This is a genomic window from Bacillus sp. CCNWLW194, assembly GCF_037120585.1.
GTDB lineage: Bacteria > Bacillota > Bacilli > Bacillales > Bacillaceae_G > Bacillus_A > Bacillus_A basilensis.
In genome coordinates this window covers 22,330-46,184 of record NZ_JBBBBL010000009.1, presented here as the reverse complement: position 1 = coordinate 46,184, position 23,855 = coordinate 22,330, and the positions used below count along the sequence as shown (strand labels likewise).

The 23,855-nt window shown below is 36.1% G+C and carries 31 protein-coding genes; 18 read left to right on the top strand and 13 right to left on the bottom strand.

Annotated elements, in window-relative coordinates:
- The first annotated feature begins 206 nt into the window (after window positions 1-206).
- Complete coding sequence (locus tag V7S50_RS20265; RefSeq protein WP_242256501.1) at window positions 207-686, top strand: GNAT family N-acetyltransferase; 480 nt, start codon at window positions 207-209, stop codon at window positions 684-686.
- Window positions 687-798: 112 nt separating this feature from the next.
- On the opposite strand, the gene V7S50_RS20260 is transcribed toward V7S50_RS20265, so the two are convergent.
- The gene (locus V7S50_RS20260; RefSeq protein WP_336376465.1) at window positions 799-1,290 is read right to left on the bottom strand and encodes a phosphatidylglycerophosphatase A family protein; all 492 of its coding nucleotides are present in this window, start codon (window positions 1,288-1,290) and stop codon (window positions 799-801) included.
- 120 nt (window positions 1,291-1,410) lie between these two features.
- Between V7S50_RS20260 and yutH the strand changes: the two genes are divergently transcribed.
- Window positions 1,411-2,412, top strand: coding sequence for a spore coat putative kinase YutH (yutH, locus tag V7S50_RS20255; RefSeq protein WP_242256502.1), 1,002 nt, complete (start codon window positions 1,411-1,413; stop codon window positions 2,410-2,412).
- Between the two features lie 57 nt (window positions 2,413-2,469).
- On the opposite strand, the gene V7S50_RS20250 is transcribed toward yutH, so the two are convergent.
- Window positions 2,470-2,685: a hypothetical protein gene (locus tag V7S50_RS20250; RefSeq protein WP_016136920.1), complete on the bottom strand. Its 216-nt coding sequence runs from the start codon at window positions 2,683-2,685 to the stop codon at window positions 2,470-2,472.
- A 194-nt stretch (window positions 2,686-2,879) separates the two neighbouring features.
- Entirely contained in the window at window positions 2,880-3,116 is a 237-nt protein-coding gene (locus V7S50_RS20245) for a NifU family protein (protein ID WP_000431159.1), read from the bottom strand.
- Between the two features lie 206 nt (window positions 3,117-3,322).
- Between V7S50_RS20245 and V7S50_RS20240 the strand changes: the two genes are divergently transcribed.
- The 5 genes from V7S50_RS20240 (at window position 3,323) to phnA (ending at window position 6,954) form a co-directional block, all read left to right on the top strand.
- Window positions 3,323-3,631, top strand: coding sequence for a YuzD family protein (locus V7S50_RS20240; RefSeq protein WP_044740522.1), 309 nt, complete (start codon window positions 3,323-3,325; stop codon window positions 3,629-3,631).
- Window positions 3,600-4,478, top strand: coding sequence for a nucleotidyltransferase domain-containing protein (locus tag V7S50_RS20235; RefSeq protein WP_242256504.1), 879 nt, complete (start codon window positions 3,600-3,602; stop codon window positions 4,476-4,478). The genes V7S50_RS20240 and V7S50_RS20235 overlap by 32 nt, the downstream gene beginning before the upstream one ends.
- Window positions 4,479-4,575: 97 nt before the next feature.
- On the top strand, window positions 4,576-5,253 hold the full coding sequence (locus tag V7S50_RS20230; protein WP_242256506.1) for a CPBP family intramembrane glutamic endopeptidase: 678 nt from the start codon (window positions 4,576-4,578) through the stop codon (window positions 5,251-5,253).
- Window positions 5,254-5,582: 329 nt separating this feature from the next.
- Entirely contained in the window at window positions 5,583-6,377 is a 795-nt protein-coding gene (locus V7S50_RS20225; protein WP_242256543.1) for a DUF2628 domain-containing protein, read from the top strand.
- Window positions 6,378-6,612: 235 nt separating this feature from the next.
- Entirely contained in the window at window positions 6,613-6,954 is a 342-nt protein-coding gene (gene phnA / locus V7S50_RS20220; protein WP_000212737.1) for an alkylphosphonate utilization operon protein PhnA, read from the top strand.
- Between the two features lie 201 nt (window positions 6,955-7,155).
- Here the strand turns inward: phnA and V7S50_RS20215 are convergent, their stop codons facing one another.
- From V7S50_RS20215 to V7S50_RS20200, 4 genes are all read right to left on the bottom strand, one after another.
- On the bottom strand, window positions 7,156-7,953 hold the full coding sequence (locus tag V7S50_RS20215) for an ABC transporter permease (protein WP_063222113.1): 798 nt from the start codon (window positions 7,951-7,953) through the stop codon (window positions 7,156-7,158).
- On the bottom strand, window positions 7,937-8,596 hold the full coding sequence (locus tag V7S50_RS20210; RefSeq protein ID WP_242256508.1) for an ABC transporter ATP-binding protein: 660 nt from the start codon (window positions 8,594-8,596) through the stop codon (window positions 7,937-7,939). Before V7S50_RS20210 ends, V7S50_RS20215 begins: the two co-directional genes overlap by 17 nt.
- 54 nt (window positions 8,597-8,650) lie before the next feature.
- Window positions 8,651-8,824: an aspartyl-phosphate phosphatase Spo0E family protein gene (locus V7S50_RS20205; RefSeq protein ID WP_063222111.1), complete on the bottom strand. Its 174-nt coding sequence runs from the start codon at window positions 8,822-8,824 to the stop codon at window positions 8,651-8,653.
- A gap of 231 nt (window positions 8,825-9,055) precedes the next feature.
- The gene (locus tag V7S50_RS20200; protein ID WP_000682065.1) at window positions 9,056-10,126 is read right to left on the bottom strand and encodes an NAD(P)/FAD-dependent oxidoreductase; all 1,071 of its coding nucleotides are present in this window, start codon (window positions 10,124-10,126) and stop codon (window positions 9,056-9,058) included.
- A 352-nt stretch (window positions 10,127-10,478) separates the two neighbouring features.
- On the opposite strand from V7S50_RS20200, the gene V7S50_RS20195 reads away from it, so the two are divergent.
- The 3 genes from V7S50_RS20195 (at window position 10,479) to V7S50_RS20185 (ending at window position 12,224) form a co-directional block, all read left to right on the top strand.
- A complete protein-coding gene (locus V7S50_RS20195; protein ID WP_000595026.1) occupies window positions 10,479-10,718 on the top strand; it encodes a YuzB family protein in 240 nt (79 codons plus the stop codon).
- A gap of 244 nt (window positions 10,719-10,962) precedes the next feature.
- On the top strand, window positions 10,963-11,829 hold the full coding sequence (gene dapF, locus V7S50_RS20190; protein WP_166704715.1) for a diaminopimelate epimerase: 867 nt from the start codon (window positions 10,963-10,965) through the stop codon (window positions 11,827-11,829).
- 41 nt (window positions 11,830-11,870) lie between these two features.
- Complete coding sequence (locus V7S50_RS20185; protein WP_000573830.1) at window positions 11,871-12,224, top strand: HesB/IscA family protein; 354 nt, start codon at window positions 11,871-11,873, stop codon at window positions 12,222-12,224.
- 106 nt (window positions 12,225-12,330) lie between these two features.
- On the opposite strand, the gene V7S50_RS20180 is transcribed toward V7S50_RS20185, so the two are convergent.
- The gene (locus tag V7S50_RS20180) at window positions 12,331-12,894 is read right to left on the bottom strand and encodes a GNAT family N-acetyltransferase (protein ID WP_242256510.1); all 564 of its coding nucleotides are present in this window, start codon (window positions 12,892-12,894) and stop codon (window positions 12,331-12,333) included.
- A 189-nt stretch (window positions 12,895-13,083) separates the two neighbouring features.
- Between V7S50_RS20180 and V7S50_RS20175 the strand changes: the two genes are divergently transcribed.
- Window positions 13,084-13,206: a methyltransferase gene (locus V7S50_RS20175; protein ID WP_309259480.1), complete on the top strand. Its 123-nt coding sequence runs from the start codon at window positions 13,084-13,086 to the stop codon at window positions 13,204-13,206.
- Window positions 13,207-13,311: 105 nt separating this feature from the next.
- Window positions 13,312-13,671, top strand: a complete 360-nt coding sequence (locus V7S50_RS20170) for a YxeA family protein (RefSeq protein WP_242256512.1) — start codon at window positions 13,312-13,314, stop codon at window positions 13,669-13,671.
- Window positions 13,672-13,700: 29 nt separating this feature from the next.
- On the opposite strand, the gene V7S50_RS20165 is transcribed toward V7S50_RS20170, so the two are convergent.
- Window positions 13,701-14,162: a DUF523 domain-containing protein gene (locus V7S50_RS20165; RefSeq protein ID WP_242256514.1), complete on the bottom strand. Its 462-nt coding sequence runs from the start codon at window positions 14,160-14,162 to the stop codon at window positions 13,701-13,703.
- Between the two features lie 79 nt (window positions 14,163-14,241).
- Between V7S50_RS20165 and V7S50_RS20160 the strand changes: the two genes are divergently transcribed.
- Window positions 14,242-15,123, top strand: a complete 882-nt coding sequence (locus V7S50_RS20160) for a helix-turn-helix domain-containing protein (protein ID WP_242256516.1) — start codon at window positions 14,242-14,244, stop codon at window positions 15,121-15,123.
- Window positions 15,124-15,140: 17 nt separating this feature from the next.
- Here V7S50_RS20160 and V7S50_RS20155 read toward each other — a convergent pair whose 3' ends face one another.
- The 3 genes from V7S50_RS20155 to V7S50_RS20145 all read right to left on the bottom strand — a co-directional run bounded on the left by V7S50_RS20155 (window position 15,141) and on the right by V7S50_RS20145 (window position 18,154).
- Window positions 15,141-16,388 carry an MFS transporter gene (locus tag V7S50_RS20155; protein WP_242256518.1) on the bottom strand — a complete coding sequence of 416 codons (1,248 nt, stop codon included), beginning with the start codon at window positions 16,386-16,388 and terminating at the stop codon, window positions 15,141-15,143.
- Window positions 16,389-16,563: 175 nt separating this feature from the next.
- Window positions 16,564-17,040 (bottom strand): GyrI-like domain-containing protein, encoded by a 477-nt coding sequence (locus tag V7S50_RS20150; protein WP_242256519.1) that lies wholly within the window; start codon window positions 17,038-17,040, stop codon window positions 16,564-16,566.
- A 124-nt stretch (window positions 17,041-17,164) separates the two neighbouring features.
- Complete coding sequence (locus tag V7S50_RS20145) at window positions 17,165-18,154, bottom strand: NAD(P)/FAD-dependent oxidoreductase (protein WP_141547382.1); 990 nt, start codon at window positions 18,152-18,154, stop codon at window positions 17,165-17,167.
- Window positions 18,155-18,616: 462 nt separating this feature from the next.
- Between V7S50_RS20145 and V7S50_RS20140 the strand changes: the two genes are divergently transcribed.
- The 5 genes from V7S50_RS20140 (at window position 18,617) to pepA (ending at window position 23,111) form a co-directional block, all read left to right on the top strand.
- A complete protein-coding gene (locus tag V7S50_RS20140; RefSeq protein ID WP_063222100.1) occupies window positions 18,617-19,825 on the top strand; it encodes an NAD(P)/FAD-dependent oxidoreductase in 1,209 nt (402 codons plus the stop codon).
- Between the two features lie 122 nt (window positions 19,826-19,947).
- Complete coding sequence (locus V7S50_RS20135; protein WP_063222099.1) at window positions 19,948-20,454, top strand: NUDIX hydrolase; 507 nt, start codon at window positions 19,948-19,950, stop codon at window positions 20,452-20,454.
- Window positions 20,451-20,768: a YuiB family protein gene (locus V7S50_RS20130; RefSeq protein ID WP_000027007.1), complete on the top strand. Its 318-nt coding sequence runs from the start codon at window positions 20,451-20,453 to the stop codon at window positions 20,766-20,768. Before V7S50_RS20135 ends, V7S50_RS20130 begins: the two co-directional genes overlap by 4 nt.
- 86 nt (window positions 20,769-20,854) lie before the next feature.
- Entirely contained in the window at window positions 20,855-21,481 is a 627-nt protein-coding gene (locus V7S50_RS20125) for a 3D domain-containing protein (RefSeq protein ID WP_242256544.1), read from the top strand.
- Between the two features lie 145 nt (window positions 21,482-21,626).
- Window positions 21,627-23,111: a cytosol aminopeptidase gene (gene pepA, locus V7S50_RS20120; RefSeq protein WP_242256521.1), complete on the top strand. Its 1,485-nt coding sequence runs from the start codon at window positions 21,627-21,629 to the stop codon at window positions 23,109-23,111.
- 104 nt (window positions 23,112-23,215) lie between these two features.
- Here pepA and cdaS read toward each other — a convergent pair whose 3' ends face one another.
- Entirely contained in the window at window positions 23,216-23,821 is a 606-nt protein-coding gene (gene cdaS, locus V7S50_RS20115; protein WP_001158741.1) for a sporulation-specific diadenylate cyclase CdaS, read from the bottom strand.
- Window positions 23,822-23,855: the final 34 nt, after the last annotated feature.

Here is a 23,855-nt window from a genome sequence, read left to right as displayed (position 1 = left end):
TGTGCCAATTGCTTGAGGTTGATAAGACGCTAATTTCCGTGTTAACGCCTTTTCTCTAATCAAGAAGTGTAGCAACAGCGATTCAAATAAATTGTACCACTTGTTTAATGGCTGTGCGTATGTAATTCTGCATATTGCAATTAGAGGGAAATGAGGCACGAAAAATGAATGAGTATATATAGAATATTTGATAAGGGGAGAGAAGGATGGATATACATAAGTTAACGGTAGAAGAAGCAAATGAGATAAATACGTGGACGTACGAAGAACCTTATAATTTGTATGATTTTTCAGGTGAGAAAGAAGTAATAGAAGAATTATTAGATGGAACGTATTATGGCTGTTGTAACGATAATGGGGAGTTTATCGGCTATTTTTGTTTTGGAGAAAATGCACAAGTGCCCGGTGGAAGTGATGCAAATTTATATGGTGGAGAAGATGTAATTGATATCGGACTTGGCATGAAGCCAGCGTTAACAGGGAAAGGGCTGGGGAAAATGTTTTTTCAAGCTGGGATAGCCTTTGCTGTTAAAGAATATAAGCCGAAAACGTTTCGACTTAGTGTAGCGACATTTAATACAAGAGCGATTACGCTTTATAAACACATAGGTTTTCAACAAGGCCCTATTTTTGTAAGCCGCGGGAGAGAATTTATGCTCATGGAATACAAAAGACCGTCAGTATGAAACTGACGGTCTTTCATATTTCATCCCACATCAACTGCCCGTAAAAGCCTGATTGGTGAAGGCTAATAATCAGTGGGGGATGAACAAAACCCCCACTGATTAAAGTTTTACTTTATTCCGAATGCTCAGCTCTGTGCGCTAAGCGGCTTGAAGCAGCGGCAGCGATTCCGCCAACGATATCATCAAGGAATGTATGCACCTTTCCAGATGATTTATCATTTAAGTATTCTAAAATACCAGGTTTTAATTTATCGATATATCCAAAGTTCGTGAAACCGATAGAACCGTACACATTAACGATAGAAAGTGCGATCACTTCATCAATTCCGTATAAGCCTTCATCACGTTTTACGATATCTTGTAACGGCTGACTTAACATTCCTTTTTCAGTAAGGACATCGAGTTCGATACCTGTAATCAGTGCATTTTGTACTTCACGTTTTGATAATACACGCTCAACGTTATAACGGCATTCTGACATCTCTAAATTTGGATGATATTTTTTTTGAAGAAAATGAACAAGCTCAGCAATATCGTCAATTGTTACACCGCGTTCTTGTAATAGTTGTAATGCTTTTTCTTGTAGTTGATTTGATTCTTTCATGTTTATCACCTTTTTTTCTTTTTAGTATTTGTATACGTTTCGTTGCTTTATCATGTGCATAGGAATGAAAGGCGAGCACAAGCTCATATATATAAAGAAAAACCATAGGTGGCGACTGCGATGATTCATCATATTTATGAGCATTATCACATGCATGTTAAAGAATTAATCCCCCTTGGCCCCTATAAAAGCTTTTGGATTCGCAACAAAATTTATGTACTTGTTCCAATTGGAGAAATGGAGGAAGAAGTACTTGTAGAGATGAAAAAGCTCAGTGACTATATGAACCAGCAAGGGGATTTAACTGTAGCGACTTTCGTTCCGACTATACACGGCTACTATGTAAGCGAGATAGAAGAACAAAATTACTGCTTATTAAAAGGTATGCGTGCGTTAGAACGACATGCTACGTCATTAGGAAGTGAGCTTTCTATATTCCATAAACGAGGTGCATTCTTTCCAGAAGAAGTTGAGCAATTAAGCCGTATTGGTGAATGGAAAGCGTTATGGGAAAAAAGGCTCGATCAATTAGAAAAGTTTTGGCAATCACAAGTGATGAACCACCCTACAGACGTATTCGATCAATTGTTTATTGAATCCTTCCCGTATTACTTAGGAGTTGCAGAAAATGCAATTCAATATGTTGTTGATACAGAAATGGATGATACGCCGCAATTAACTGATGCAGCAACAATTTGCCAAGAACGATTCACACCTTTATTATGGCATCAAACGAAGCGTCTCAAACTTCCTTTTGACTGGGTGTATGATCACCCAACTCGAGATATGGCAGAATTGATTCGCTATATGATGATAGAAAAAAAGAAAGACTGGGAGAAAACAATCGTTCAATTTGTTACAGATTACGAACGAAATTATTCACTATCCTCATTTGGTTGGCGCCTATTATTTGCAAGACTCTTGTTCCCGCTTCACTATTTTGAAACAGTCGAACGCTATTACCAAACTGGAAACGAAGAACAAAAAAGCATATATAGAGATCGCTTAGAAGCCATTTTACACGATGTGAACCGCTCTGAGCAATTTATGAAGCATTTTTATGGCTCACTTCGTTTACCAGTCGATAAGCTCGGGATTAGGAAATTAGATTGGCTGTCTTAAAATAAAAAAGAGACCGATTGAGGTCTCTTTTTTTATACTACAATTGTATGTAATACATTATGCCCCTACCTGTTGATCTGCACATATATTTAAAACGAATTGATGCTTTTCGAGTTTTTCATTTACTTTACTTAATAATTCTTGCTGGATTTCTTTAAATAAAAATTGATAGCTCGCATTCCATGTTGGTATAACGGATGAAAGATCTAATAAATACTCTTTTTTCTTTTCTAGTTCTTGAATTGTTAAAAAAGTGTTCCCCATTTTTGGCATGTGTCGTCCCCCTATGTTTTTTACTTTATATGTGTGAACGATTCATTATATAGTATCAATTATCGCATTTTTTGAGAAGGATTTCCAATTTTGTTTTATGATGTTAACGCATAAGTGATATTTGAATAAAAAAAGAGACCCATTGGGGTCTCTTTTTAGCAAGTGACTTTGAACGAGCCGCTTCCGCTTTTAGATTAAAATACTTGTTCTACTTCGATAACGCCTGGTACTTCTTCAAGTAACGCGCGCTCGATACCAGCTTTTAGTGTGATTGTAGAACTTGGGCAGCTTCCGCATGCACCCATAAGGCGTAATTTTACGATACCTTCTTCAATGTCTACTAATTCAACGTCTCCGCCATCGCGAAGTAAGAATGGACGTAATTTATCTAATACTTCTAGTACTTGTTCTTGCATATGTGGGTTTTCCATTTTTATCGACTCCTTTCATCAGTTTTATTATAATCAAGATAGAGGGGAAAATCTATTTTTTCTGTTCTTGTTTTATTGTCGAAATTTTTTATCATGTTTACAACGTGTTTTTTCAGTATAGGGATATGGAATAAGTTTGTAAAATGATGTGCTTATGTACTAAGACATCTGAATATACTGTTGAAACAAGAAGTGGGGGAGAAGAAATGGTTAATGTTCAAGTGTATGGGACGAAAGTAATTTGTGCGAGCTGCGTTGGAATGCCATCTTCAACAGAAACGTTTGAGTGGTTACAAGCGGCGATTGGTCGTAAATATGAAGGAAAAGAAAATAAATTTAATTTCGAGTATATTGATTTTCAAGAAGAACAAGAAGATGAAGATAAGAAAGCATTCGCAGAGCGAGTAGTGGAAGAAGATTTATTTTATCCAGTCGTTCTTGTAAATGGAGAAATTGTTGGAGAAGGAAATCCTCGTTTGAAGGATGTTTACGAAGAAATCGAGAAATATTTATAAAGCAGGAAGTCTTTGCGAATTTGCAAAGGCTTTTTTTATTGGAGGGATAGATGTGAAAAATGGAGTGAAGCATGCGTTACCAACAGAAGTACAACAGTTAATGGAGCGGTACACAGTAGAATTAAAAGAAATTTTTTTGGATGAAAAAATAGTCGGGGTATATATTTACGGGTCTATCGCACTTGGTGCATTTCATGTAGAAACGAGCGATGTTGATTTTGTTACGGTAATAAGTGATTCTGTGAATGAGGCTGAAAAACAACAACTTGTAGAATTACATAAGAAACTTAGTGGTAGTGCGTTAGGGGAAAGAATGGATGGTATGTATATTCCGCTTGTTGATTTAGGGAAATACAACGATGAAATGAATGAGTACGTGCATTGTGCAGATGGTAAGGCGAATATAGGACATTGGGATATTAATGCAGTCACATGGTGGACATTGAAAAATCAAGGTATTACAGTTACCGGGAAAGAAGCAGAAGACCTTTCGTTTCAAATAAGGTGGGATGATGTAGTAAATACGATGAAATACAACGTAGAACAGTACTGGAGTGGGAAGGCGAAGCAGCCATATTTATTCTTTATAGAAGAGTGGGTAGAATCAGCGGTCGTTACGATGGGGCGTATTTTATATACACTAGATCATAAAACAATCGTTTCAAAAGATAGAGGATTGCAATATTTGTTAGAACGTTCAGCGGAAGAATGGGAGCTTTTATTAAAAGAAGTAGCGAGAATACGGCAGAATCCAAAAGAAAAGCGAATGCTCTCAAGGTGGAGGAGGGCAGATATGACGAAGAGGTATTTACTGCACTTAATTGAGACATGTAGAGAGAAATGGTAGGGAAGGAAATGGACAATACAGTTGGTTGTATTGTCTTTTTTTATATTTATTTTGGTATATAATGGTTAAAATGTTTAATTATACTGGAGGGGATATGATGGACACGGAATTAGTTACATATAAAGAAAAGAATGTACAAATGAGTATGCTCGAAGTAATCAGTATGATAGTAATTATTTTTGGGGTCATGTATGGAATTGGTTTTTTGAACTTTTTATATGACTCCTCATTATATCCGTGGTATGTAAATCATCTCATTTCACCTTTTACATTTTTTGTAATTATTTTAATGTATGCACCAGCGAGAAATTACTGTTTACATTTAATAAAATCATTACAATTCAATAATTTTAAATATTATGTAACGATAGTAATAACAACGATTGTACTGCTTATATATCTTGCAGTATTAAATGTAGTTTTACCACATGGGCTTGGTGTGGATGAGTCTAATAGAGTAATAGAGCCTACTATAAGTAAACTCATTTTATACGTAGTTGTGCTCACAATTTTTGCGCCTATTTGGGAAGAAATTGTATTTCGAGGTATGTTTTTCGCGAAATTATCTCAGCGTTTTTCTACACTTAGTAGTGCCGTCATAAGTGCTTTCATATTTACTTTAGGTCACCCCCTTACAGTAGGTAGTATTTTATATATTTTTGGTATAGGTGTATGTTTAGCCTATACATATAAGAAAACAAATAATTTACTCGTTCCAATTGGGATTCATGTATTCAACAATTCATTCTATTTATTATTGAATTTTCAACTGTAAAAAGACGCCTTTTTGAAAAGGGCGTCTTTCCTATTTTGTAGTAAGTAGAAAGGGCTTTACAAGCATTGTGTAGAGGCAAGGTAATACAAAATATAAATAGTTTCATGTGAAACATTTTTATTATCAAATATGTAAAATGTTTAACTTAGTGTATTAAACCTATCATTCATAAGTATTTTAATATATTAAAAAGTAAAATGGAATAATAAACGGGTAATTGTAGGAATATATTCGATTTCTGTTCATTTTTATGAAATATATGTACTTTTTGTTAGATTCCTTCTTTTTCTTTCTATAAAATACATGTATGTAGAAAGAAGAAAAGGATGATGTACGTGAAGGAAACTGTTTTACAAGAAACAAATTCCCCGCAAGAGTTGCATAAAGTTGTTCAAAAGAATACAGCTTATTATGACTTTAAGTGGGGCAAAGTAGAAAATCCAGCGCAAGGGAATACGTGGAATTGGGTAGCCTTTTTCTTCCCAACTTTTTGGTTAGCTTATCGTAAAATGTATAAGTTGTTTATTATACTTACGTTATTGGCGGTACCTAGTATCGTTGTAACTCCTTTTATAGATATTCCAGATGGGATTTATTTAACATGTAGTTTAGTTCTTCAATTAGGAATGATGATATTTACTGGATGGCAAGGAAACCGTTTATATTATAAGCATGCTGTTCGTGTATTACATAAGGGAGAAGATATGCCAGATCATGAGAAGGCGTATTACTTACAATCAAAGAGTGGAGCTAGTTTTGCTGGTATGGTTGGTTTCCAGATTATAGTTGGAATCGTGTTTGGTGGAGCTATGTTCGGACTCTCACTTTTACCAACTGAGCCGAATATTAAAAATGTCGTTCGTTCAAGTAGTGAAGGATTTACTTTCGAGGTTATGACCGATAATCCAGCTTGGAAGCTTGTGAAGAAAGAACAAGATTATGATGTAGTAGAGTTTACTGGTTATGATTATACAGAGAAGAAAAACGTGAAAATTAAATTTGCTGTTTATTTTAGTGAAGACTATTTTGAATGGCAAGAAGTATATGAGAATAATAAGAAGTTAAGCGAAGATGAGTTAGAAGAGTATCAATTTTACATTGAAGAAAATGGTTGGGGGTTCTAGTCAGAACTCGTTCATTTTGAAAAGGACAATCTTGTGAAGGTTCTTCTTTTTTACTTGGAAACACCATACGAATTGAAATTTTGTAAAATAAAATAAAAAATGAGAATTCCAGGTAGGCTTGTCAATAACGTGAGACTATGGCAGTATAAAGAAATGCTATACAAATTTTATTTATCGAGATGTAAACATCAATTTTGATTTTTACGTATAAATAATGAACGGAGGAAATGAATTTATGGCTACTTTACCAAATTGTCCAAAATGTAATTCAGAATATACGTATGAGGATGGCGTTCTTTTCGTATGTCCAGAATGTGCTCATGAGTGGGGCCAAGAAGCAGAAGCTGAAAATAATGATGGTGCAAAAGTTGTAAAAGATGCGAACGGAAACGTTCTTCAAGACGGCGATGCTGTTACTGTCATTAAAGATTTAAAAGTAAAAGGAACTTCTTCAGTTGTGAAGATCGGTACGAAAGTAAAGAGTATCCGTCTAGTTGATGGCGATCACGATATCGATTGCAAAATCGACGGTTTCGGAGCAATGAAGTTAAAATCACAATTCGTTAAGAAGGCGTAAGTAAATAAAAAGAGGAGGCGAATAGGCCTCCTCTTTTTATTATGTCATTTTTTGTCGGTAAGTCGATATTCCTTGTCGAATCGTCGATATATTTCAAAAATCGTTGATATATTTTGAGTTATGATAGATATATTCGAAAAATCGTCTATATAATTTCACTCACCGAGAACGGTGCATCATTTACCAAGCGAGAGTTACGATTCACTTCGCACTATAGTCAACCTCTTTCAACTGACACCGCTTATTAAAGAAGGTCTTATATCCAAGCTGTAAGAAGAGAATGACAGCGAAAGCGGTACTTCCTGAAATACCGAGTATAATTGCGATTTGATATTGAATGGCTGTAAATGGTGATACACCTGCTAAGATTTGACCGGTCATCATGCCCGGTAAGCTTATAATCCCCATTCCGACCATAGAATTGATCGTTGGTAAAATGGCAGAGTCAAAAGCGTCGCGTATGAGCGGAGCAGTTGCTTCTTTCGGTGTTGCACCAAGCATAAGTGCTCCTTCAATTTGACCTCTTTGTGATTTCATATTGTTTAAGAACGTATTTGCACCGAGAGAAACACCAGTCATGGCATTCCCAACTAACATTCCTGTAATCGGAACGATATATTGCGGCGCATACCAAGGATTATGTCCGATAATAACAAAGATAAATAGTAGAAGTGGCCCAATTGATCCGGCAACCATGGAAAGGGCGGCTACTCGTTTTAATTCTTTGGACATAGGGATGTTAACTCGTTTATAAATATTAAAAATTGCAAAGGTAGTAATAGAAGTAATGAGAGCAATTGTATAAAATGGATTACTGTTTTCAAATACGTATGTAAGGACATATGCAACAAGTACGAGCTGAATGGTCATACGGAATGTTGCGAGCGCGATTTGTTTTTCGCGAGGTATTCCTTTTAATTTCACAAGCCCGATTAAAATAAGAATAAAAATATATGCAGCGGCAAGTTGCCAAATTTGTAGTTCAATAACGCCCTTCAACTGAGAGCACTTCCTTTCTAGTTGCACCGTTTGCTTTACTAATCTCAATAATATCGTCCGCAATTTCTTCTGGAAGTTGTTGTGAGTGTGTGATGAAGATAACTGTTTTTTTCTTTTCTTTTGCTAGTATAGTAAATTGTTTCATAACGCGGCGTTCTGTATCGCTATCTAGTGCCGAGGTTGGTTCATCTAATAAATAAACAGGTGGATCCATAAGTACAATACGTGCAAAAGCAAGTCGTTGTTTTTCACCGCCTGATAATGAATCGGCGTTATCTTCTAAATTTTTTTCTAAGCTAACAGTCGTTAACGCGCTCCGCAAAATATCATCATTTGGAAATGGTTTTTCAGAAAGACGAAGTCCCATTAATAGATTGTCTTTAATCGTTCCATCAAAAATAGGTGGGGTTTGCCCAAGCATGACTACGTCACGTCGTAATTGAATAGGAGGATAATCAGAAATCAGCTTTCCGTTGTATTCAATTGTACCGGATGTTGGAGATTGTAAATCATTTAGCATGCGAAGCAATGTACTTTTCCCGCTCCCACTCTCTCCGATAATACATGTGATTTTTTCTTTTTGAATCTGTAAATAAGGAATGTGCAGTATATCTTTATATGTAACGTCTTTTAATATAAACATAGATGGCTCCTTTCTGATTCTAGTTATATCGTATCAAAAAAGATTGCAAAACGGTTATAAAGAGCAACGTTTTTTCTTCGTCTTGAGTTTTATTAATAAGTTAAGTAAACGATCTAATTCTTGACTGAAAGAAATCACTTTATCATGAGTGAATCCGTACTTTTCAACGAGATAGATCAATTCTTTCTTCTTTACTTCTATTCGATTGTTTAGTTTCGTTAAGTTCATAAGTGAAATGGAATACCTCCTGTAAAAGTATTTACAACATAAAAAAATAAGACCGAATGACTTCGGTCTTAAAGGAAATAAAACAACTTATAAATAGCATACACTGTTCATCAATAGTTTTTAATATAAAAATGAAAAATTAATCATGATCCATATTGAGAAAGATGTGTCTGATAATTATATTTTAACTAATAAAAGAGGCTGTCTAATTAGTAGACAGCCTTTTAAGTATTAACCCTTATGATATTTGTACATCCAAAGAAGGCCAGATTTTAATAATCTCGGTACACGTCCCATTAATGGTTGGTTTGCGAGTAAACCGAAGCCATGCTTCTTACCAAGAGAACCGAGAACACCTTTTAATTTAATTACAGGTAGTTCGTCAGGAAGTGGTTCATTATTCCAACGTTTTAATAATATTTGGACAATTTGTTCTCCTTGGCCTTCAGCAAGTTGTGCAGATGGTGCATGTGGAAGTGCTGCGCAATCTCCTACAACGTAAACGTGCTCGTTATTTGGAATATTGTGATATTTTGTTAAAACAACCCGTCCGCTACCATCTTGTTCAACTGGAAGGTTTCGAACAACTTCATTTGCTTGAATACCAGCTGTCCAGACGATTGCATCACATTCAAGTGGCTCATCGTGGTTGTACACAATATTTGGTTCTACTTTTGTAATGTTAGAGTTTCGTATAATGTTAACTTTATGCTTTACAAACCATTCTTCTACATATCTACTTAATTTCTCTGGATATGGGAATAAAATTCTATCTTTTCGATCAAATAAATAGATTTTTAAATCAGAACGGCTTTCACGAAGTTCGCTTGCTACTTCAACGCCACTTAAGCCAGCACCAACAACAGCAACTGTTGCATTTGGTTCTAGGCTATTTAATTGTTCATATGTCTTACGTGTTTGTTCAATCGATTGTAGGCTATGTGTATATTCCTTTGCTCCAGGAACATTATGATATTTATCTTCACAGCCAAGTCCGATAATTAAATCATCATATTGGATTGCTTCGCCGCCATCAAGATGAACAGCTTTTTCTTCGAGATCAATATTTGTTATTGTGCCGTATTGAATATTAAGGCGTGGGTGCTCAGGAAACGGTATGCGAATATGCGTTTCTGAAATTGTACCCGCTACTAATGCATAATATTCAGTTTTGAAACAATGGTATGGTACTTTGTCGATTAATGTCACTTGTACATCATCCGGAAGTTGGTTGCTTGGAAGTAGCCGTTGCAGAATTCTCATTCCACCGTAGCCGCCACCTAGTATTACGAGGTGTTTCATGATGGATTACCCCTTTTCTGTTGAAATATCCCCTAATCACACAATTTTATATTAATAAAATATTTCGACTTTACTCAATCAAATTATATCGAATTTGTGAACAAATAACAATGCATGAATGAATACTCTGTTGTACAATAAGAAGAAAAGTAAAGTAAACTGTTTTCATTTTTTAGTTACTATTTCATTATGAATAGCATGTTATATAAAATAAAACCATCTACTTTGAAGTGAAATAGTGAAGTAACTAAATAGTTTAGAATGTATAACGAAAACAACAAGAGAAAACTTAGTTTTCTTCTTATAGATAAAGTCAGAAAGTAATTTGTTTTGTAGTACAGGGGGGAGAATTTTGATTAAACCATTAATTGAATTTTGTGTAGGTAACCTTGCGAGTGGCTCACAAGCAGCTTTAGAGAAATTAGAAAAAGATCCGAATTTAGATGTAATGGAGTATGGTTGTTTAGGATATTGTGGTATTTGTTTTGAAGGACCATTTGCTCTTGTAAATGGTGAAGTCGTACAAGGTGCTACAGTAGAAGAACTTGTTAATAATGTATATGAGTATTTAGATGAAAATCCAATGTTTTAAGGTGTTGCAATCAGCAGCACCTTTTTCTTTTTCCATTAGATAAAATTTTATTTCGCAGGGGAAGATAAAATTGTATATAAATAAAAAAAGGCCCTTTTAGAAGGGCTTGTTTCTTACACAATTTGCGCAAGAATGGCTCATCGCCAAATGTTGTCAAATATGAGAAACGGGGGACATTCATATTGTGTTCTAAAAGCGTGCATTTTATACTTAAAATAACAAATTATTTTTGGAGTGAATGCAAATGAGCCAATTTTCTTTTACAAAAATGCATGGTCTTGGCAATAGTTATATATATGTAAATATGTTTGAAGAACAAATTCCTGAAGAAGATTTAGCTCTTGTGGCGGAAAAGGTTTCAAATATTAATACTGGTATTGGAGCAGATGGAATGATTTTAATTTGTCCATCTGACGTAGCGCCGGTGAAAATGCGCATGTTTAATAATGATGGGTCAGAAGGAAAGAGCTGTGGTAACGGTTTACGCTGCGTAGCGAAATATGCGTATGAGCATAAACTAGTAGAAGATACAGTCTTCACAATTGAAACGTTAGCTGGTATTGTAACGGCGGAAGTAACGGTAGAAGAAGGGAAAGTTACGTTAGCGAAAATCGATATGGGAGCACCGCGTTTAACACGTGCAGAAATACCGATGCTTGGCGAAAGTGAAACGCCATTTATTCGTGAAAACTTCTTATACAATAATCATCGTTATGCATTTACAGCTGTTTCTATGGGGAATCCGCATGCAGTTATTTTTGTTGATGATGTAGAACAAGCACCTCTTACAACGCTTGGACCAGTTCTTGAGACACATGAAATGTTCCCAGAGCGAGTAAATGTTGAATTTATCGAGATTTTGAATGAAGAAGAGATGAACTTCCGTGTTTGGGAACGAGGATCTGGTGTAACACAAGCTTGCGGAACAGGAGCGTGTGCTGCGGTTGTAGCCTCTATTTTAAATGGAAAGATGGAACGTGGTAAGGAAATTACAGTTCATTTAGCTGGCGGCGATTTAATGATTGCATGGACAGAAGAAGGCAATGTGTTAATGAAAGGACCAGCAGAAGTAATTTGCCGCGGAGTGTATGAGTACAAGATAGAAGCGTAAAGATGTATAATAGAATGAGAACAGAAAGGATGGTGTATTTCATGATTGAAGTAACAGAACAAGCAGCTTTTCAAATTAAAGATATGTTAAAAGATGCTGAAGATGGAGAGAAGTACGTGCGCCTTGCTGTACACGGCGGCGGATGTACTGGCCTTTCTTACGGATTAGGATTTGAAGTAGAACCAAAAGAAGACGACACAGTTCTTGAGTTTTTCGGTGTTGAATTTGTTATCGATACAGAAAGTGCTCCAATTGTTAAAGGAGTAAAAATTGATTATAAACAATCTATGCTTGGTGGCGGATTTACAATCGATAATCCAAATGCAATCGCATCATGCGGATGTGGATCATCTTTCCGTACAGCGACGAATGCTGGTAAGCCAGAAGAGTGCTAAGTTTTTAGCCGAAATAGAAAAAGACCTTTTTAGCGATGGAATACAATCGTTAGGGAGGTCTTTTCTTTTGCCATAAAAGTCCAGTTGGTAAGGGCTGATTAAAGTTTTACTTTATCTTTGCATAGATGCAAGTATCAGTTAGTTGTTTGCCGTCAGCTGAAAAATCTTCATTACGTAATACCCCTTCAAGCTCAAAACCTAATTTTTCAGGGATTGCACGACTTTTCGTGTTATTACATTCACATCGTATTTCAATCCTTCTAAATTTAAATAACTGAAATCCAAGGTTTGTTAATGCACTTACTGTTTCTGTCATATATCCACTGCCACTGAATTGGGTGTTAATCCAGTATCCAATTTCACATTTAGAAATATTCCAATCAATTCGGTGAAGGCTTGCAGTTCCAATAAAATCATTCGTCTCCTTATGATAGATAAGGTAGCGAAAGCTTTCTCTTTTCAAAAAATCTATATGCGCATTTCTCAAGAGAATTTCTGTTTCTTCAACAGTAGGAATGGACTGGAATAAAAACAACCACTGCTTTAATTCACGGATTGAATCTTTAATAGCTTCGTGTACTACATTCCCTTCACCGGTTTGCAGTGGTGCTCGAAGAATGAGTCTATCTGTTTCTATTTGTAACGGAACATCTAATAAAATAGGATTCATATTATTTTTCCCCTCGAAAATTTTAAATTAGGACATAGCGAAACTTATGTAAAAACACTTTCGCTCAAAAGTTAGAAAATAATAAATACATATTCACTTCATCATTTAGAAATCCCTTTTTACATATTGAAAATGAAACCGTTAGTTGAATAAGGAATTATTATTTTTCTTCTAATTTCTGTCTTTTACATGATTAGAAGTGGGTTTATGTGTATGAAGAAGTTTGCCGGAGTAGTAGCAACTCATCCAAATTTAGAATCTGTACTTATTCTAATTGGTGACGGGATGACGATTTCTAAAGTGAAGAAATAATTATTATCTTACAAAAGTGTAATGTTCATGTCATGTTTTTGAATTTCTTCTTTAAGCTCTGGGCATTAAGATAACAATATAAGAAAAAAACATGAGGTGAAGGAAATGAAAAGATATATTGCACTGTTTAGTATTTTAGTTGTATTCGCAAGCCTTTTAGTTGGTTGTGATATTAATCGTTTAGGAAAAGATGAGTATTACGTTCAAGTTACAGCTGATGGAATTGAAAAAAATGAGAAGTTTGATAACGGAGAGCCACATAAATATTTCGAGTATAAATTAAAAGGATTCGATAAAGACGGAAAAGAAAAAGAAAAAGAATTAGAATTCACAGCTCAAAAAAATCTTCGTAAAGATGCATTCTTACGCGTATACAATTCAGATAAAAAAGGTGTAACAGCTTGGGAAGAAGTGAAGAAAGACGAGCTTCCTGCGAAAGTGAAAGAAAAGTTAAGTGTGAAATAAGAAAGATAAAAAGGAATTGACGAACAGGGTCAATTCCTTTTTTGATTCTCAAAATCCTCTTCTGAAATGACTTTAAAGCCATGTCTTTTAAATAAAGCAGTTGTTACCCCGTAACCAATTTGTTTATTGCCGTTAAATTCTCCGGTGTAAATTGTAGAACTACCACAAGATGGGCTGCGTTCTTTTAAAATAATATATTCTGGGTGTAAATTTTTGATTTGTTCTAATGCTTTATAAGCACCGTTTACGAAAGCTTCTGTGACATCCTCACCATCTTTTGTCATTACCTTTGCTTTTCCGTCTAAAACGTCATCGCCATTCCCGCCAATAATTTCGGCAGAGGGACGAGGTGTTGGTAATCCCCCTAATACTTCAGGACAAATGAGGACTGTATCTTCTTGTTGCAGAAGCTCCTCTATTTTTGAAACGAGATTGTCATTTCCATCATACCGGCAAGCGATTCCACCTAAACAAGCGCTAATTACGATCATATTTTCATCTCCAATAAAAAATATTTAATGTCACGCCAATTTCTCTTCCTGCCTCTTATTTATAAGTGAGGTGATAAAAATGGGAAGTTTATATAACTTAATGAAACCATACAGTGAATTTCGAAGTAAAGAAGAGTTTAATACATATCAAAAGCAAGTTTTGAAATATTATCGATTTCAATTAAATAAAACGGATGCTACCATTATTCATTTTTTAGGAAAGTATGCAGTGAATGAGAAACAGAAAACAGTAGGAGTTGCTTGTCCGTTAATGGAGACGATTGCGACGAATATTAGAAAAAGTATTCGTACAGTACGCCGTTCCATTGCAAAGTTAGAGGAACTAGGAATTATAAAACGTGTTGCGACAAAAGAAAGACATAAACGCGGCGGATATAGTGCGAACTTATATGTATTTCTTACATCTGCAATTGACCGCATGGATGACCGTATGAAAATGTCCGCATGTGAAAGTGGGGACTGTGCAGCTGGCTGTAGTAAAAATGAGCAAAAATATGAGCGGGAAACAATTCTTTATAAAAACATTCCACCAATAAAAGAGAATAGAAAAGTAACGTACGAGCTTGATGAGACGTATTGTCGCCATGATATACCGAAGCCTTTTATATACGCACTTCTGCCGATGACGAGTAATCCGAAGAAGATTAATATATTTTGGAGTAAGGTGGAACTTGCGTATAAAAAGAGCGGATTATTAGAACAAGGTGTTTTACTGGAGCAAATATTAGCTGATGAAGAAGTGTATGGAAATTTCATCTGGCGAGTGAAGAGTGTCGTGAGAGCGTATAAATACGGGGAAATCCGTAAAAATGTTAAGGCACTTTTATATAGTACAGTGCGAGATTTATTTTTAGAGGTTGGATTAGAATGGGGAGCAGCTGTGAGAAGAAGTAAGGGGATACCGTTATTTGATCCATTTAAAAAGGAGCCATGCGTATAACACATGACTCCGAGTAGTTAATCAAACTTTCTTACAACTGGAACACGAATCGCTACAAATAGTACGAAGACGATAACGGCGATTGCACCGCTTTTCATAACGGCTACGATTGGAATTCCTACTGCAAGTGCGATTGATGTGAATGCATAAGAAAGCGGGATAAAGCCCATGGATGATAGCATAAGTAGACTCATTACGCGTCCCATCATTTCTTCTTTTACTGTCGATTGAATCATCGCCATAAGCGGAACGATAGCCATTGCAATTGTAATACCGTAAAACATGCCAGCTAATAATGCTTGCCAAAGTACGGTGCTAAAGTTGATGGATAAGAAGAATACACCAGACAGTAGCATCATGATAATGCAAAATAGACCGCGTCTACGATTAATATTTTTTAAACCGACAATGACCGCGCCTATTGCCATTCCGCCGCCGACAGATGCTTCTAAGTAACTAAACTGAAGCGAATCACCGTGCAGAACATTTTTAACGAAAAGCGGGAAACCGACTTGCATCGGACCGATTAAAAATAAATTTAAAAAGGCGCTACAAAGAAGGAAAGTTGAAAGGAATGGTGATTCCTTTACGTATAAAATTCCTTCTTTAATAGAAGTAAACATGCCTTTGTCTGTATTTTGCTGCTCTGGCATCGTAAATTGTATTTTTTGAACGAGTATGGCTGCGACGATTAGTAATAAAATTGTGATCGAAAAGATCGTTTCATAGTTCGTAAATTTGATAAGAATGCCGCCAAGTACAGGGCCTAAGATGACCGATGCTTGGTTTGTCATTTGTGTAAGTGAGTTTGCTTGTGTTAAACGGTTTTTTTCTACAAGTTCAGGTAAGATAGATCCGTCAGCTGACCAGAAAAAAGCATCAGCAAGTCCAAAGAATAAGGCGAATAAAGCAAATGTATATAGTGTTACATCACCTACGATGAACCATGTGAGAATGGTTGCAACGAGAATAGCGCGAATAATATTAGAATAAAACATAATATTTTTTTTCGGGAATTTATCAGCTACAGCGCCGCCGATAATCATAAAAATAAGCCTTGGAACACTAAGAGCTACGAAAACAACACCGAGTGAAGCTTCAAGGTTTAATGTTTTTGCTATGTACCACGTTTGTGAAAAAGTAAAAAAGGCTAAAGCAAAACTTGAAAAAAGAGTAGCTGCCCAAAGAAAAAGGAAATTCGTATTTTTTAATAACGGTTTTCCGCTTCCTTCTAAAGCAGATTTATTTTGTTGTAGTTCCTCCATATTGCTTCCTTTCTATGTGACAAATTTAAACTAAAAAACCTGTTAACAATCGTTTTATACAGTTTCTAATATTTCTATACTGCACTTTCTCATTGTAGACAATAATAATGAATTTGCACAGTGGCTATTTAACGACAAAAAAGAAGATACCAAAGGGTATCTTCTTTTTTGTCGTTTAGGCTAATGCAATATAAATATCCAATTGTACGTTGGTTGGATCTAACGCTCTTTCATCATAAAGCTCAAAGTCTGTTGTAAAAGCACGTTTGTTTTCCTTTGACCATTTCCAAATATATTCCCAAGCTTCGCAAACAACTTCAGCAACTGGTCCCTTTCTTGTTGTAAATACCGCATACGTAGCGGCAGGTATTGTTAAAGTTGTCATATTTTCAGGAACGTCTTCTAATGAAGAAACAGGCATGCCAATCGTAAAGGTATATGTACCCGTTTCATCTGATTCGTAGTTTGAGTAGAAAGCGAATGTTTCTTTCGTTTGTTGATTTGGAATGTGGTGCATGATTTGTTCTTGGAAGTACCGGTTCCAAAGCCCGGGAATTTTTCCTTCAATAGATGCCTCTATTTCATTTGTCGTCGTAATCGAAACGCCGATTACTTGGAAAGCTTCTTTTTTTACGATGATAGGTTCTTTCATTTTAAAATATCCCCCTCAATAAATAGAACGTTCGTTCTATTTATTGTAACATATTTTGGAAGAGAACGGTAGTACAATAAAAAAGAACTCCTTTTACGTAAAAGGAGTTCTTTTCATTTCTATATTAAAACATACTAGAGCTATGCATCGGTTGAAGTTTTGCGTTTGGATCGAAGTAAGCTTTTGCATTGTTTACTGCTGTCGGTGCTTCACCGAAGCCGCAAGCAATGAGTTTTACTTTTCCTTCATATGTACAAATGTCACCAGCAGCGTAAATGCCAGGAATATTTGTTTCCATTTTCGAGTTCACGAGAATGCTGTTTTTTTGTATATCTAAGCCCCAGTTTTTAATTGGACCAAGAGAGGAAACGAAGCCGTAGTTTACAATTACGTCATCAACATCGATGATAATTTTTTCTTCTGTTTTTACATGCTGAAGAACGACTTGTTCAATTTTGTCATCACCAATGAGTTCTACTGGAACGTACGGTGTGCTTACTTCTGCACGAGAATTCATTAAGCTTTCTACGCTATGTTCATGCGCACGGAATTTATCACGGCGATGAACGATTGTAACTTTGTCGGCGATTGGCTCTAACATCATTGTCCAATCAACGGCTGAGTCGCCGCCACCAAATACTACGACGCGCTTACCAGCAAATTTATTCATATCATCAACGAAATAATGTAAGTTTTTCTTTTCATACTTAGCTATACCTTCTAATTCTAAGCGACGTGGTTGGAAAGCACCATTGCCAGCAGTAATAATAACTGATTTAGAATAGTGAGTTTGCTTATTCGTAACAAGTTTAAATATACCGTCAGCTTGTTTCTCAAGCGTATCAACAGCTTCTTCTAAACAAACGGTTGGGTCGAATTTCTTCATTTGCTCTTTTAAGTTATCAACTAATTCTTGTGCGCGCACTTTTGGAAATCCAGCTACATCATAAATGTATTTTTCAGGGTAGAGTGCGGATAATTGTCCTCCAAGCTGAGGTAAGCTTTCAATGATTTTTACACTAGCTTGTCTCATACCGCCATAAAATGCTGTGAACAGCCCTGTTGGACCACCACCAATAATTGTTATGTCATAAACTTTTTGATTTTCTGCCACTTTCATTCCCCCTATAGATGGAATTTTGATATTGATTTCATATATTGTTCATATGTACATGAAAATCCTGCAAATGATGACACTTTCAAATAAATGATAGCATATTTGAGTTCAGAATACTTCTGAAAACGACTGAATTGTGTGTAAGTTTTCGCATAGATGCTTTTTAAATTGTATAAAATATGGAGAAAGGAAAATACATGAAAAAAAGGCTGAAAAACCCTTGAAAACGCTATGTTATTTTAAAATATTGATAATTCTCCAGACGCTTGAATTCTGGAATAAAACCGACTAATATAGGGAAGTATTATGTTAAATTTCTATGACAAAATTCGTACGATTTTTTGACTGCGTTTTGTTATGATATAGAATGTGATAAATTCCACATTCTTGACAAATAGAGTTTTTAGTACTTGGTATTATTTTTCATTACTATTATATAAAGAAAAGGGTTGTGATTTGGTGAAGACTCCAAAAATCGTAGTTTTAGGTGCAGGTTATGGCGGGATGATTACGACTGTTCGTCTGCAAAAAGCATTATCTGTAAATGAAGCTGAAATTACGTTAGTAAACAACAACAGCTATCACTACCAAGCGACTTGGTTACACGAGAGCGCAGCTGGTACATTACAAGATGAAAAAATCTGTCTAGATATTCAAGACGTTATCGATACAAATAAAGTGAACTTTGTACAAGATACAGTAGTAGAAATTAAAGCTGCTGAAAAACGCATTATCTTAAAAGACGGCGAGTTAGAGTATGACTACTTAGTAATCGGTCTTGGTTTCGAATCAGAAACATTCGGTATTACAGGATTAAAAGAGCACGCATTCTCAATCGCTAACATTAATGCAACTCGTCAAATTCGTGAGCATATGGAAGCTAGTTTCGCTAAATATGCAACTGAACAACGCGATGAGTTAATAACAATCGTTGTTGGTGGTGCTGGATTTACTGGTATCGAATACGTAGGTGAGCTTGCAAACCGTGTTCCTGAACTTTGCAAACAGTACAATGTACCACGTGAAAAAGCACGTATCATCTGTGTAGAAGCTGCTCCAACAGCACTTCCAGGTTTCGATCCAGCATTAGTAGAATACGCTGTAAAACAACTTGAGAAAAAAGGCGTAGAATTCCGCATCGGTACAGCAATTAAAGAAGCAACTGAAGAAGGTATTATCGTTGCAAATGGCGATGATACTGAATTAATTAAGTCTGAAACAGTAGTTTGGGCTGCAGGTGTTCGTGGTAACGGTATTGTGGAAGAGTCTGGCTTTGAAGCAATGCGCGGACGTGTAAAAGTTGATGAGTACATGCACGCTCCAGGATACGAAGATGTATTCATGGTTGGTGACGCAGCGTTAATCATTAACGAAGAAATTAACCGTCCATACCCACCAACAGCACAAATCGCAATTCAACAAGGTTACAATATTGCACACAACTTAACTGTGTTAGTTCGTGGCAAAGGCGAAATGAAAACATTCGCATTCGATAATAAAGGATCTGTATGTTCTTTAGGTCATGACGATGCAATGGGCGTTGTTATGGGCAAAAAGTTAACAGGTTGGAAAGCTTCTTTCATGAAGAAAGTTATCGATAACCGTTACCTATTCTTATTAGGTGGACCTTTATTAGTTCTTAAAAAAGGTAAATTAAAGTTCTTTTAATATATAGTAGAGAAAGCAGAAACGGCTAAGAGCTGTTTCTGCTTTTTTCATTTTAAAAATATAGTATAATATATAAAAAGAAAGAATATTCTGTCCGTTCTGGTAGAGGAGGGTATTACATCATGGAGAAGCGAGGGAAAGTATGGTTAGCTGTTAGTGGCCTAGTAGCTACAAAAGATGGCAGGTGGCTATTCGTTAAGAAGAAATACAGTGGATTAAAGGGGAAATGGTCTTTACCGGCTGGTTTTGTAAATGAAGGTGAGACGGTTGATGAAGCTGTGAAACGTGAAGTGTTAGAAGAGACAGGCATTGTCGCTCATGTGAAGGGAATCATTGGCGTTCGATCGGGCGTGATTCGCAATGAAATTAGTGATAATATGATTATTTTCCTTTTGGAACCTGAAGGAGAAAATATTATTGTACAGGAGAAGGAATTGTCTGACGTAGCGTTTCTACATCCAGATACGATTGCAGACGATCCAAATACGTCTGTACTTATTACATATTTGTTAGAAAGAAAATCAGAATTCCATCTTGAAATGGACAAAACATTAAATCCTGGAGAGCAATTTGGTTATACGGCCTATCACGTATTTACGGCGCATGAGAAGGAGAGGGAGAAAGAGTGAGTATACCGGTACTACTTATTTCAATGATGTTATTTTTTATTTTGTTTTTTGGAATTGGATTTTTACTCAACATGATATTGCGAGCGACATGGGTAATGGTTATTGTGTATCCGATTGTTTGTATACTTATTATTAATAAGGCGAGTGTGTGGGATTACTTTTCAAAGCCAAAAGAAACATTCTCTTCATTTGGGACAAGTGTATCGCATTTAGGACAAGCAGATGTGTTTATTTTATCTACTGGGTTAGTAGGTGCTGCTTTGGCAGGAATCGTAATTAAGAAACTTCGGAAAAGCGGATATCAAATGTTTTAATCTCCAATTCATTTGGAGATTATTTTTTTGCATATTCCTTCATTGTATAGGGAATGATTAACGATGAAGGAGTGTGGAATATAAAAATGTTAAAACGATATTGTATTCGCATTATGATGACTTGTTTACTTGTATCCGCATTATGCGTAACATGGAATGCTTTCACAGGAGTTTCTTTAGTAGAGATTGTAAAGAAATATGAGGGAACGAGTGCAAAAGAAGTACATGCAGCAGAAGTTAAGAGAAATGTTGCTCCGAGTAAAGAAGTGATAAATGCTTTAGAGCAGGCAAACGACTGGTCTAAATATCGTTCAATTGAAATGACTGCAACAGGTTATACGTCGGGGATTGAGTCGACTGGTAAGAGGCCGGGACATCCGGAGTATGGTATTACATATTCAGGTGTTAAGGTGAAAAGGGATTTATATTCCACGATCGCTGCGGACTTACGCGTATTCCCAATTGGAACAATTCTATTCGTACCAGGTTATGGGTATGGTGTAGTGGCTGATAAGGGCGGTGCAATAAAAGGAAACCGTCTTGATCTGTATTATGATACGGTGAAAGATGTTTATAGCCAATGGGGTAAGAAAAAAGTAAATGTGTATGTAGTTAAGGTAGGTAATGGTAAGTTTACAGAAGAAGAGTTAACGATGTTAAATCAAGACGAAACAATGCAAGTGTTTCGCGGCCAATATTTAAAACAAAGATAGTCTAGTGGTAATTACGCTAGACTTTTTAATTTTATATTAGAAGAAATATGGAGTATATAGGATATGACAGAAGTTAGAATTGTCGCATTTTATCGAAAATAAAGTTATAATAAAGGAAGAGTAGAGAAATTTAGGGGGTCTGAACATGTTTCAAGTACAAAAAGAATTAGCAAGCCATGAAGCGGTGATTGTTGCCTTATTTGAAGAGGAGAAAACGAGTAGTTTTGTACAAGAATTGGACAAAGCGTTTGAAGGACAATTACAAGTTTTATTAGAAGAGAAAGAACTTTCTACTAAGAAGAAAGCTATTTCAAAAGTACATAGTTTAGGAAAAACAAATGTGAAACGTTATTATTTCGTTGGTTTAGGTAAGAAGGAATCTTATACAACAGAAACATTACGTGTGGCCCTTGGTAAGGCGTTTAAAACGTTACAAGCAGCAAAAGTACAAGATGCAGCAATCTTACTTGATTCTTTCGTAACAGAGAAGTTAGATGTGATTGATGTAGCTCATATTGCAGCAGAAGTACAAGGCCTTGGTACATATGAATTACAAACGTATAAATCAGATAAAAAGGATCGTGTAGAGTTAGAGAAGTTTACGGCTATTACAGCGGAAGATGCACAGGAAATTGAAGCTGCATTAACAGTTGGCTACGTACATGGACGTGCAACAAATTCAGCTCGTACACTTGTAAATATGCCGCCAAACGTATTAACAGCGACAAAGCTTGCTGAGTATGCTGTTGAGTTAGCGGAGAAGTATGATATGGATTATAAAGTTCTTGAGAAAGAAGAGATGGAAGAGCTTGGTATGGGTGCATTGCTTGCAGTAAACCAAGGTAGTGTAGAGCCACCAAAAATGATCGCTCTTATTTATAAAGGAAAAGAAGAGTGGACAGATGTTATTGGATTCGTTGGAAAAGGAATCACATACGATACAGGCGGGTATTCTTTAAAACCACGTGAAGGCATGGTCGGTATGAAAGGTGATATGGGCGGTGCAGCTGCTGTATTAGGTGCGATGGAAATTATCGGTGAACTTCGCCCTGAGCAAAATGTGATCGCTGTTATTCCATCAACGGATAACGTTGTAAGTGGTACAGCATTTAAGCCAGACGATGTAATCACATCTATGAGCGGAAAAACAATTGAAGTATTAAATACAGATGCAGAAGGTCGCTTAGCATTAGCTGACGGTATTACGTATGCGAAAAAATTAGGTGCAAACTACCTTGTTGATGTTGCGACATTAACAGGCGGTGTAATTGTTGCACTTGGAAATCATACGACAGGCGCAATGACAAACAATGAAGAGCTGTTTGAGCAAGTGCTAGAGGCATCTATGGAAACAGATGAATCAATTTGGCAATTACCAATTTTTGATCGTGATAAAGAACGCGTGAGAAACAGTAAGTTTGCTGATTTAAATAACTCACCAGGCCGTGAAGGACATGCGGTTATGGCAGGTACATTCCTAGGTGAATTCGCTGAAGACACACCTTGGGTACACCTAGACATCGCTGGAACATCTGAAACATCAGGAGCGCATGATTTAGGACCAGCTGGAGCAACAGGTGCAATGGTACGTACACTTGCAACACTTGTTGAACGTTTCGGAGAAGAATAAGATAATAAGAGAAGGCTGTTCCTACATTTTGGAACAGCCTTTTTTATTGGTATGACTATGGATGTCTTATCCCACATGAACTGCCCGTAAACTATAGTTTCACTTTATAAAGAAATTGTATATAAAGTACCGTTTAAAGCAAATGAAGTGCGACCCGTTTCTTCAGAGACAACTAAAATAAGTGCATCGCTTTTTTCTGATAACCCAATTGCAGCTCTGTGACGTGTTCCTAGCTCTGGATCAACTTCTGTACTTTTTGTTAGTGGAAGAATATTAGCAGCTGAAACAATATGATTATTTTTAACGAGAACGGCTCCGTCATGAAGAGGGTTACCTGGATAAAAAATCGATTCGAGCAGTGGTGCGGTTAAATGAGCATTTAACGTTGTTCCAGTTTGAATACAAGATTCAAGTGTCTCGTTTCGTTCCACAACAATAAGAGCACCGTGTTTTCTGGCGCTTAAATGTTGGACAGCTGTTGTAATGAACTGTGAGCTTTCCGTATAAGGTGATAAATACGCTTGAATATAGTATGTAGCTGCCAGTGTTTGTACATTTGCTAACATATGATGAATATCTTCCATCTTACACAAAATACATTCATCTTCTTTATCAATTGCTTGCCTCATAATTGATAATTCTTTTTCGGCAATTTCAATCATTTGCTTTGTTTGTATTTTGAGTTCTTCTGACAAGCCCCATTCTTGCATAATCCTCATTCCCTTTAGTGGAGTATTTAACCAT

Bases quoted from the DNA above. Each gene is read 5' to 3' on its own strand.
- V7S50_RS20265 (WP_242256501.1), top strand. From the start codon at position 207: ATGGATATACATAAGTTAACGGTAGAAGAAGCAAATGAGATAAATACG.
- V7S50_RS20260 (WP_336376465.1), bottom strand. From the start codon at position 1,290: ATGAAAGAATCAAATCAACTACAAGAAAAAGCATTACAACTATTACAA.
- yutH (WP_242256502.1), top strand. From the start codon at position 1,411: ATGATTCATCATATTTATGAGCATTATCACATGCATGTTAAAGAATTA.
- V7S50_RS20250 (WP_016136920.1), bottom strand. From the start codon at position 2,685: ATGCCAAAAATGGGGAACACTTTTTTAACAATTCAAGAACTAGAAAAG.
- V7S50_RS20245 (WP_000431159.1), bottom strand. From the start codon at position 3,116: ATGGAAAACCCACATATGCAAGAACAAGTACTAGAAGTATTAGATAAA.
- V7S50_RS20240 (WP_044740522.1), top strand. From the start codon at position 3,323: ATGGTTAATGTTCAAGTGTATGGGACGAAAGTAATTTGTGCGAGCTGC.
- V7S50_RS20235 (WP_242256504.1), top strand. From the start codon at position 3,600: ATGTTTACGAAGAAATCGAGAAATATTTATAAAGCAGGAAGTCTTTGC.
- V7S50_RS20230 (WP_242256506.1), top strand. From the start codon at position 4,576: ATGGACACGGAATTAGTTACATATAAAGAAAAGAATGTACAAATGAGT.
- V7S50_RS20225 (WP_242256543.1), top strand. From the start codon at position 5,583: ATGTACGTGAAGGAAACTGTTTTACAAGAAACAAATTCCCCGCAAGAG.
- phnA (WP_000212737.1), top strand. From the start codon at position 6,613: ATGGCTACTTTACCAAATTGTCCAAAATGTAATTCAGAATATACGTAT.
- V7S50_RS20210 (WP_242256508.1), bottom strand. From the start codon at position 8,596: ATGTTTATATTAAAAGACGTTACATATAAAGATATACTGCACATTCCT.
- V7S50_RS20205 (WP_063222111.1), bottom strand. From the start codon at position 8,824: ATGAACTTAACGAAACTAAACAATCGAATAGAAGTAAAGAAGAAAGAA.
- V7S50_RS20200 (WP_000682065.1), bottom strand. From the start codon at position 10,126: ATGAAACACCTCGTAATACTAGGTGGCGGCTACGGTGGAATGAGAATT.
- dapF (WP_166704715.1), top strand. From the start codon at position 10,963: ATGAGCCAATTTTCTTTTACAAAAATGCATGGTCTTGGCAATAGTTAT.
- V7S50_RS20185 (WP_000573830.1), top strand. From the start codon at position 11,871: ATGATTGAAGTAACAGAACAAGCAGCTTTTCAAATTAAAGATATGTTA.
- V7S50_RS20180 (WP_242256510.1), bottom strand. From the start codon at position 12,894: ATGAATCCTATTTTATTAGATGTTCCGTTACAAATAGAAACAGATAGA.
- V7S50_RS20175 (WP_309259480.1), top strand. From the start codon at position 13,084: ATGATTAGAAGTGGGTTTATGTGTATGAAGAAGTTTGCCGGAGTAGTA.
- V7S50_RS20170 (WP_242256512.1), top strand. From the start codon at position 13,312: ATGAAAAGATATATTGCACTGTTTAGTATTTTAGTTGTATTCGCAAGC.
- V7S50_RS20165 (WP_242256514.1), bottom strand. From the start codon at position 14,162: ATGATCGTAATTAGCGCTTGTTTAGGTGGAATCGCTTGCCGGTATGAT.
- V7S50_RS20160 (WP_242256516.1), top strand. From the start codon at position 14,242: ATGGGAAGTTTATATAACTTAATGAAACCATACAGTGAATTTCGAAGT.
- V7S50_RS20155 (WP_242256518.1), bottom strand. From the start codon at position 16,388: ATGGAGGAACTACAACAAAATAAATCTGCTTTAGAAGGAAGCGGAAAA.
- V7S50_RS20150 (WP_242256519.1), bottom strand. From the start codon at position 17,040: ATGAAAGAACCTATCATCGTAAAAAAAGAAGCTTTCCAAGTAATCGGC.
- V7S50_RS20135 (WP_063222099.1), top strand. From the start codon at position 19,948: ATGGAGAAGCGAGGGAAAGTATGGTTAGCTGTTAGTGGCCTAGTAGCT.
- V7S50_RS20125 (WP_242256544.1), top strand. From the start codon at position 20,855: ATGTTAAAACGATATTGTATTCGCATTATGATGACTTGTTTACTTGTA.
- pepA (WP_242256521.1), top strand. From the start codon at position 21,627: ATGTTTCAAGTACAAAAAGAATTAGCAAGCCATGAAGCGGTGATTGTT.
- cdaS (WP_001158741.1), bottom strand. From the start codon at position 23,821: ATGCAAGAATGGGGCTTGTCAGAAGAACTCAAAATACAAACAAAGCAA.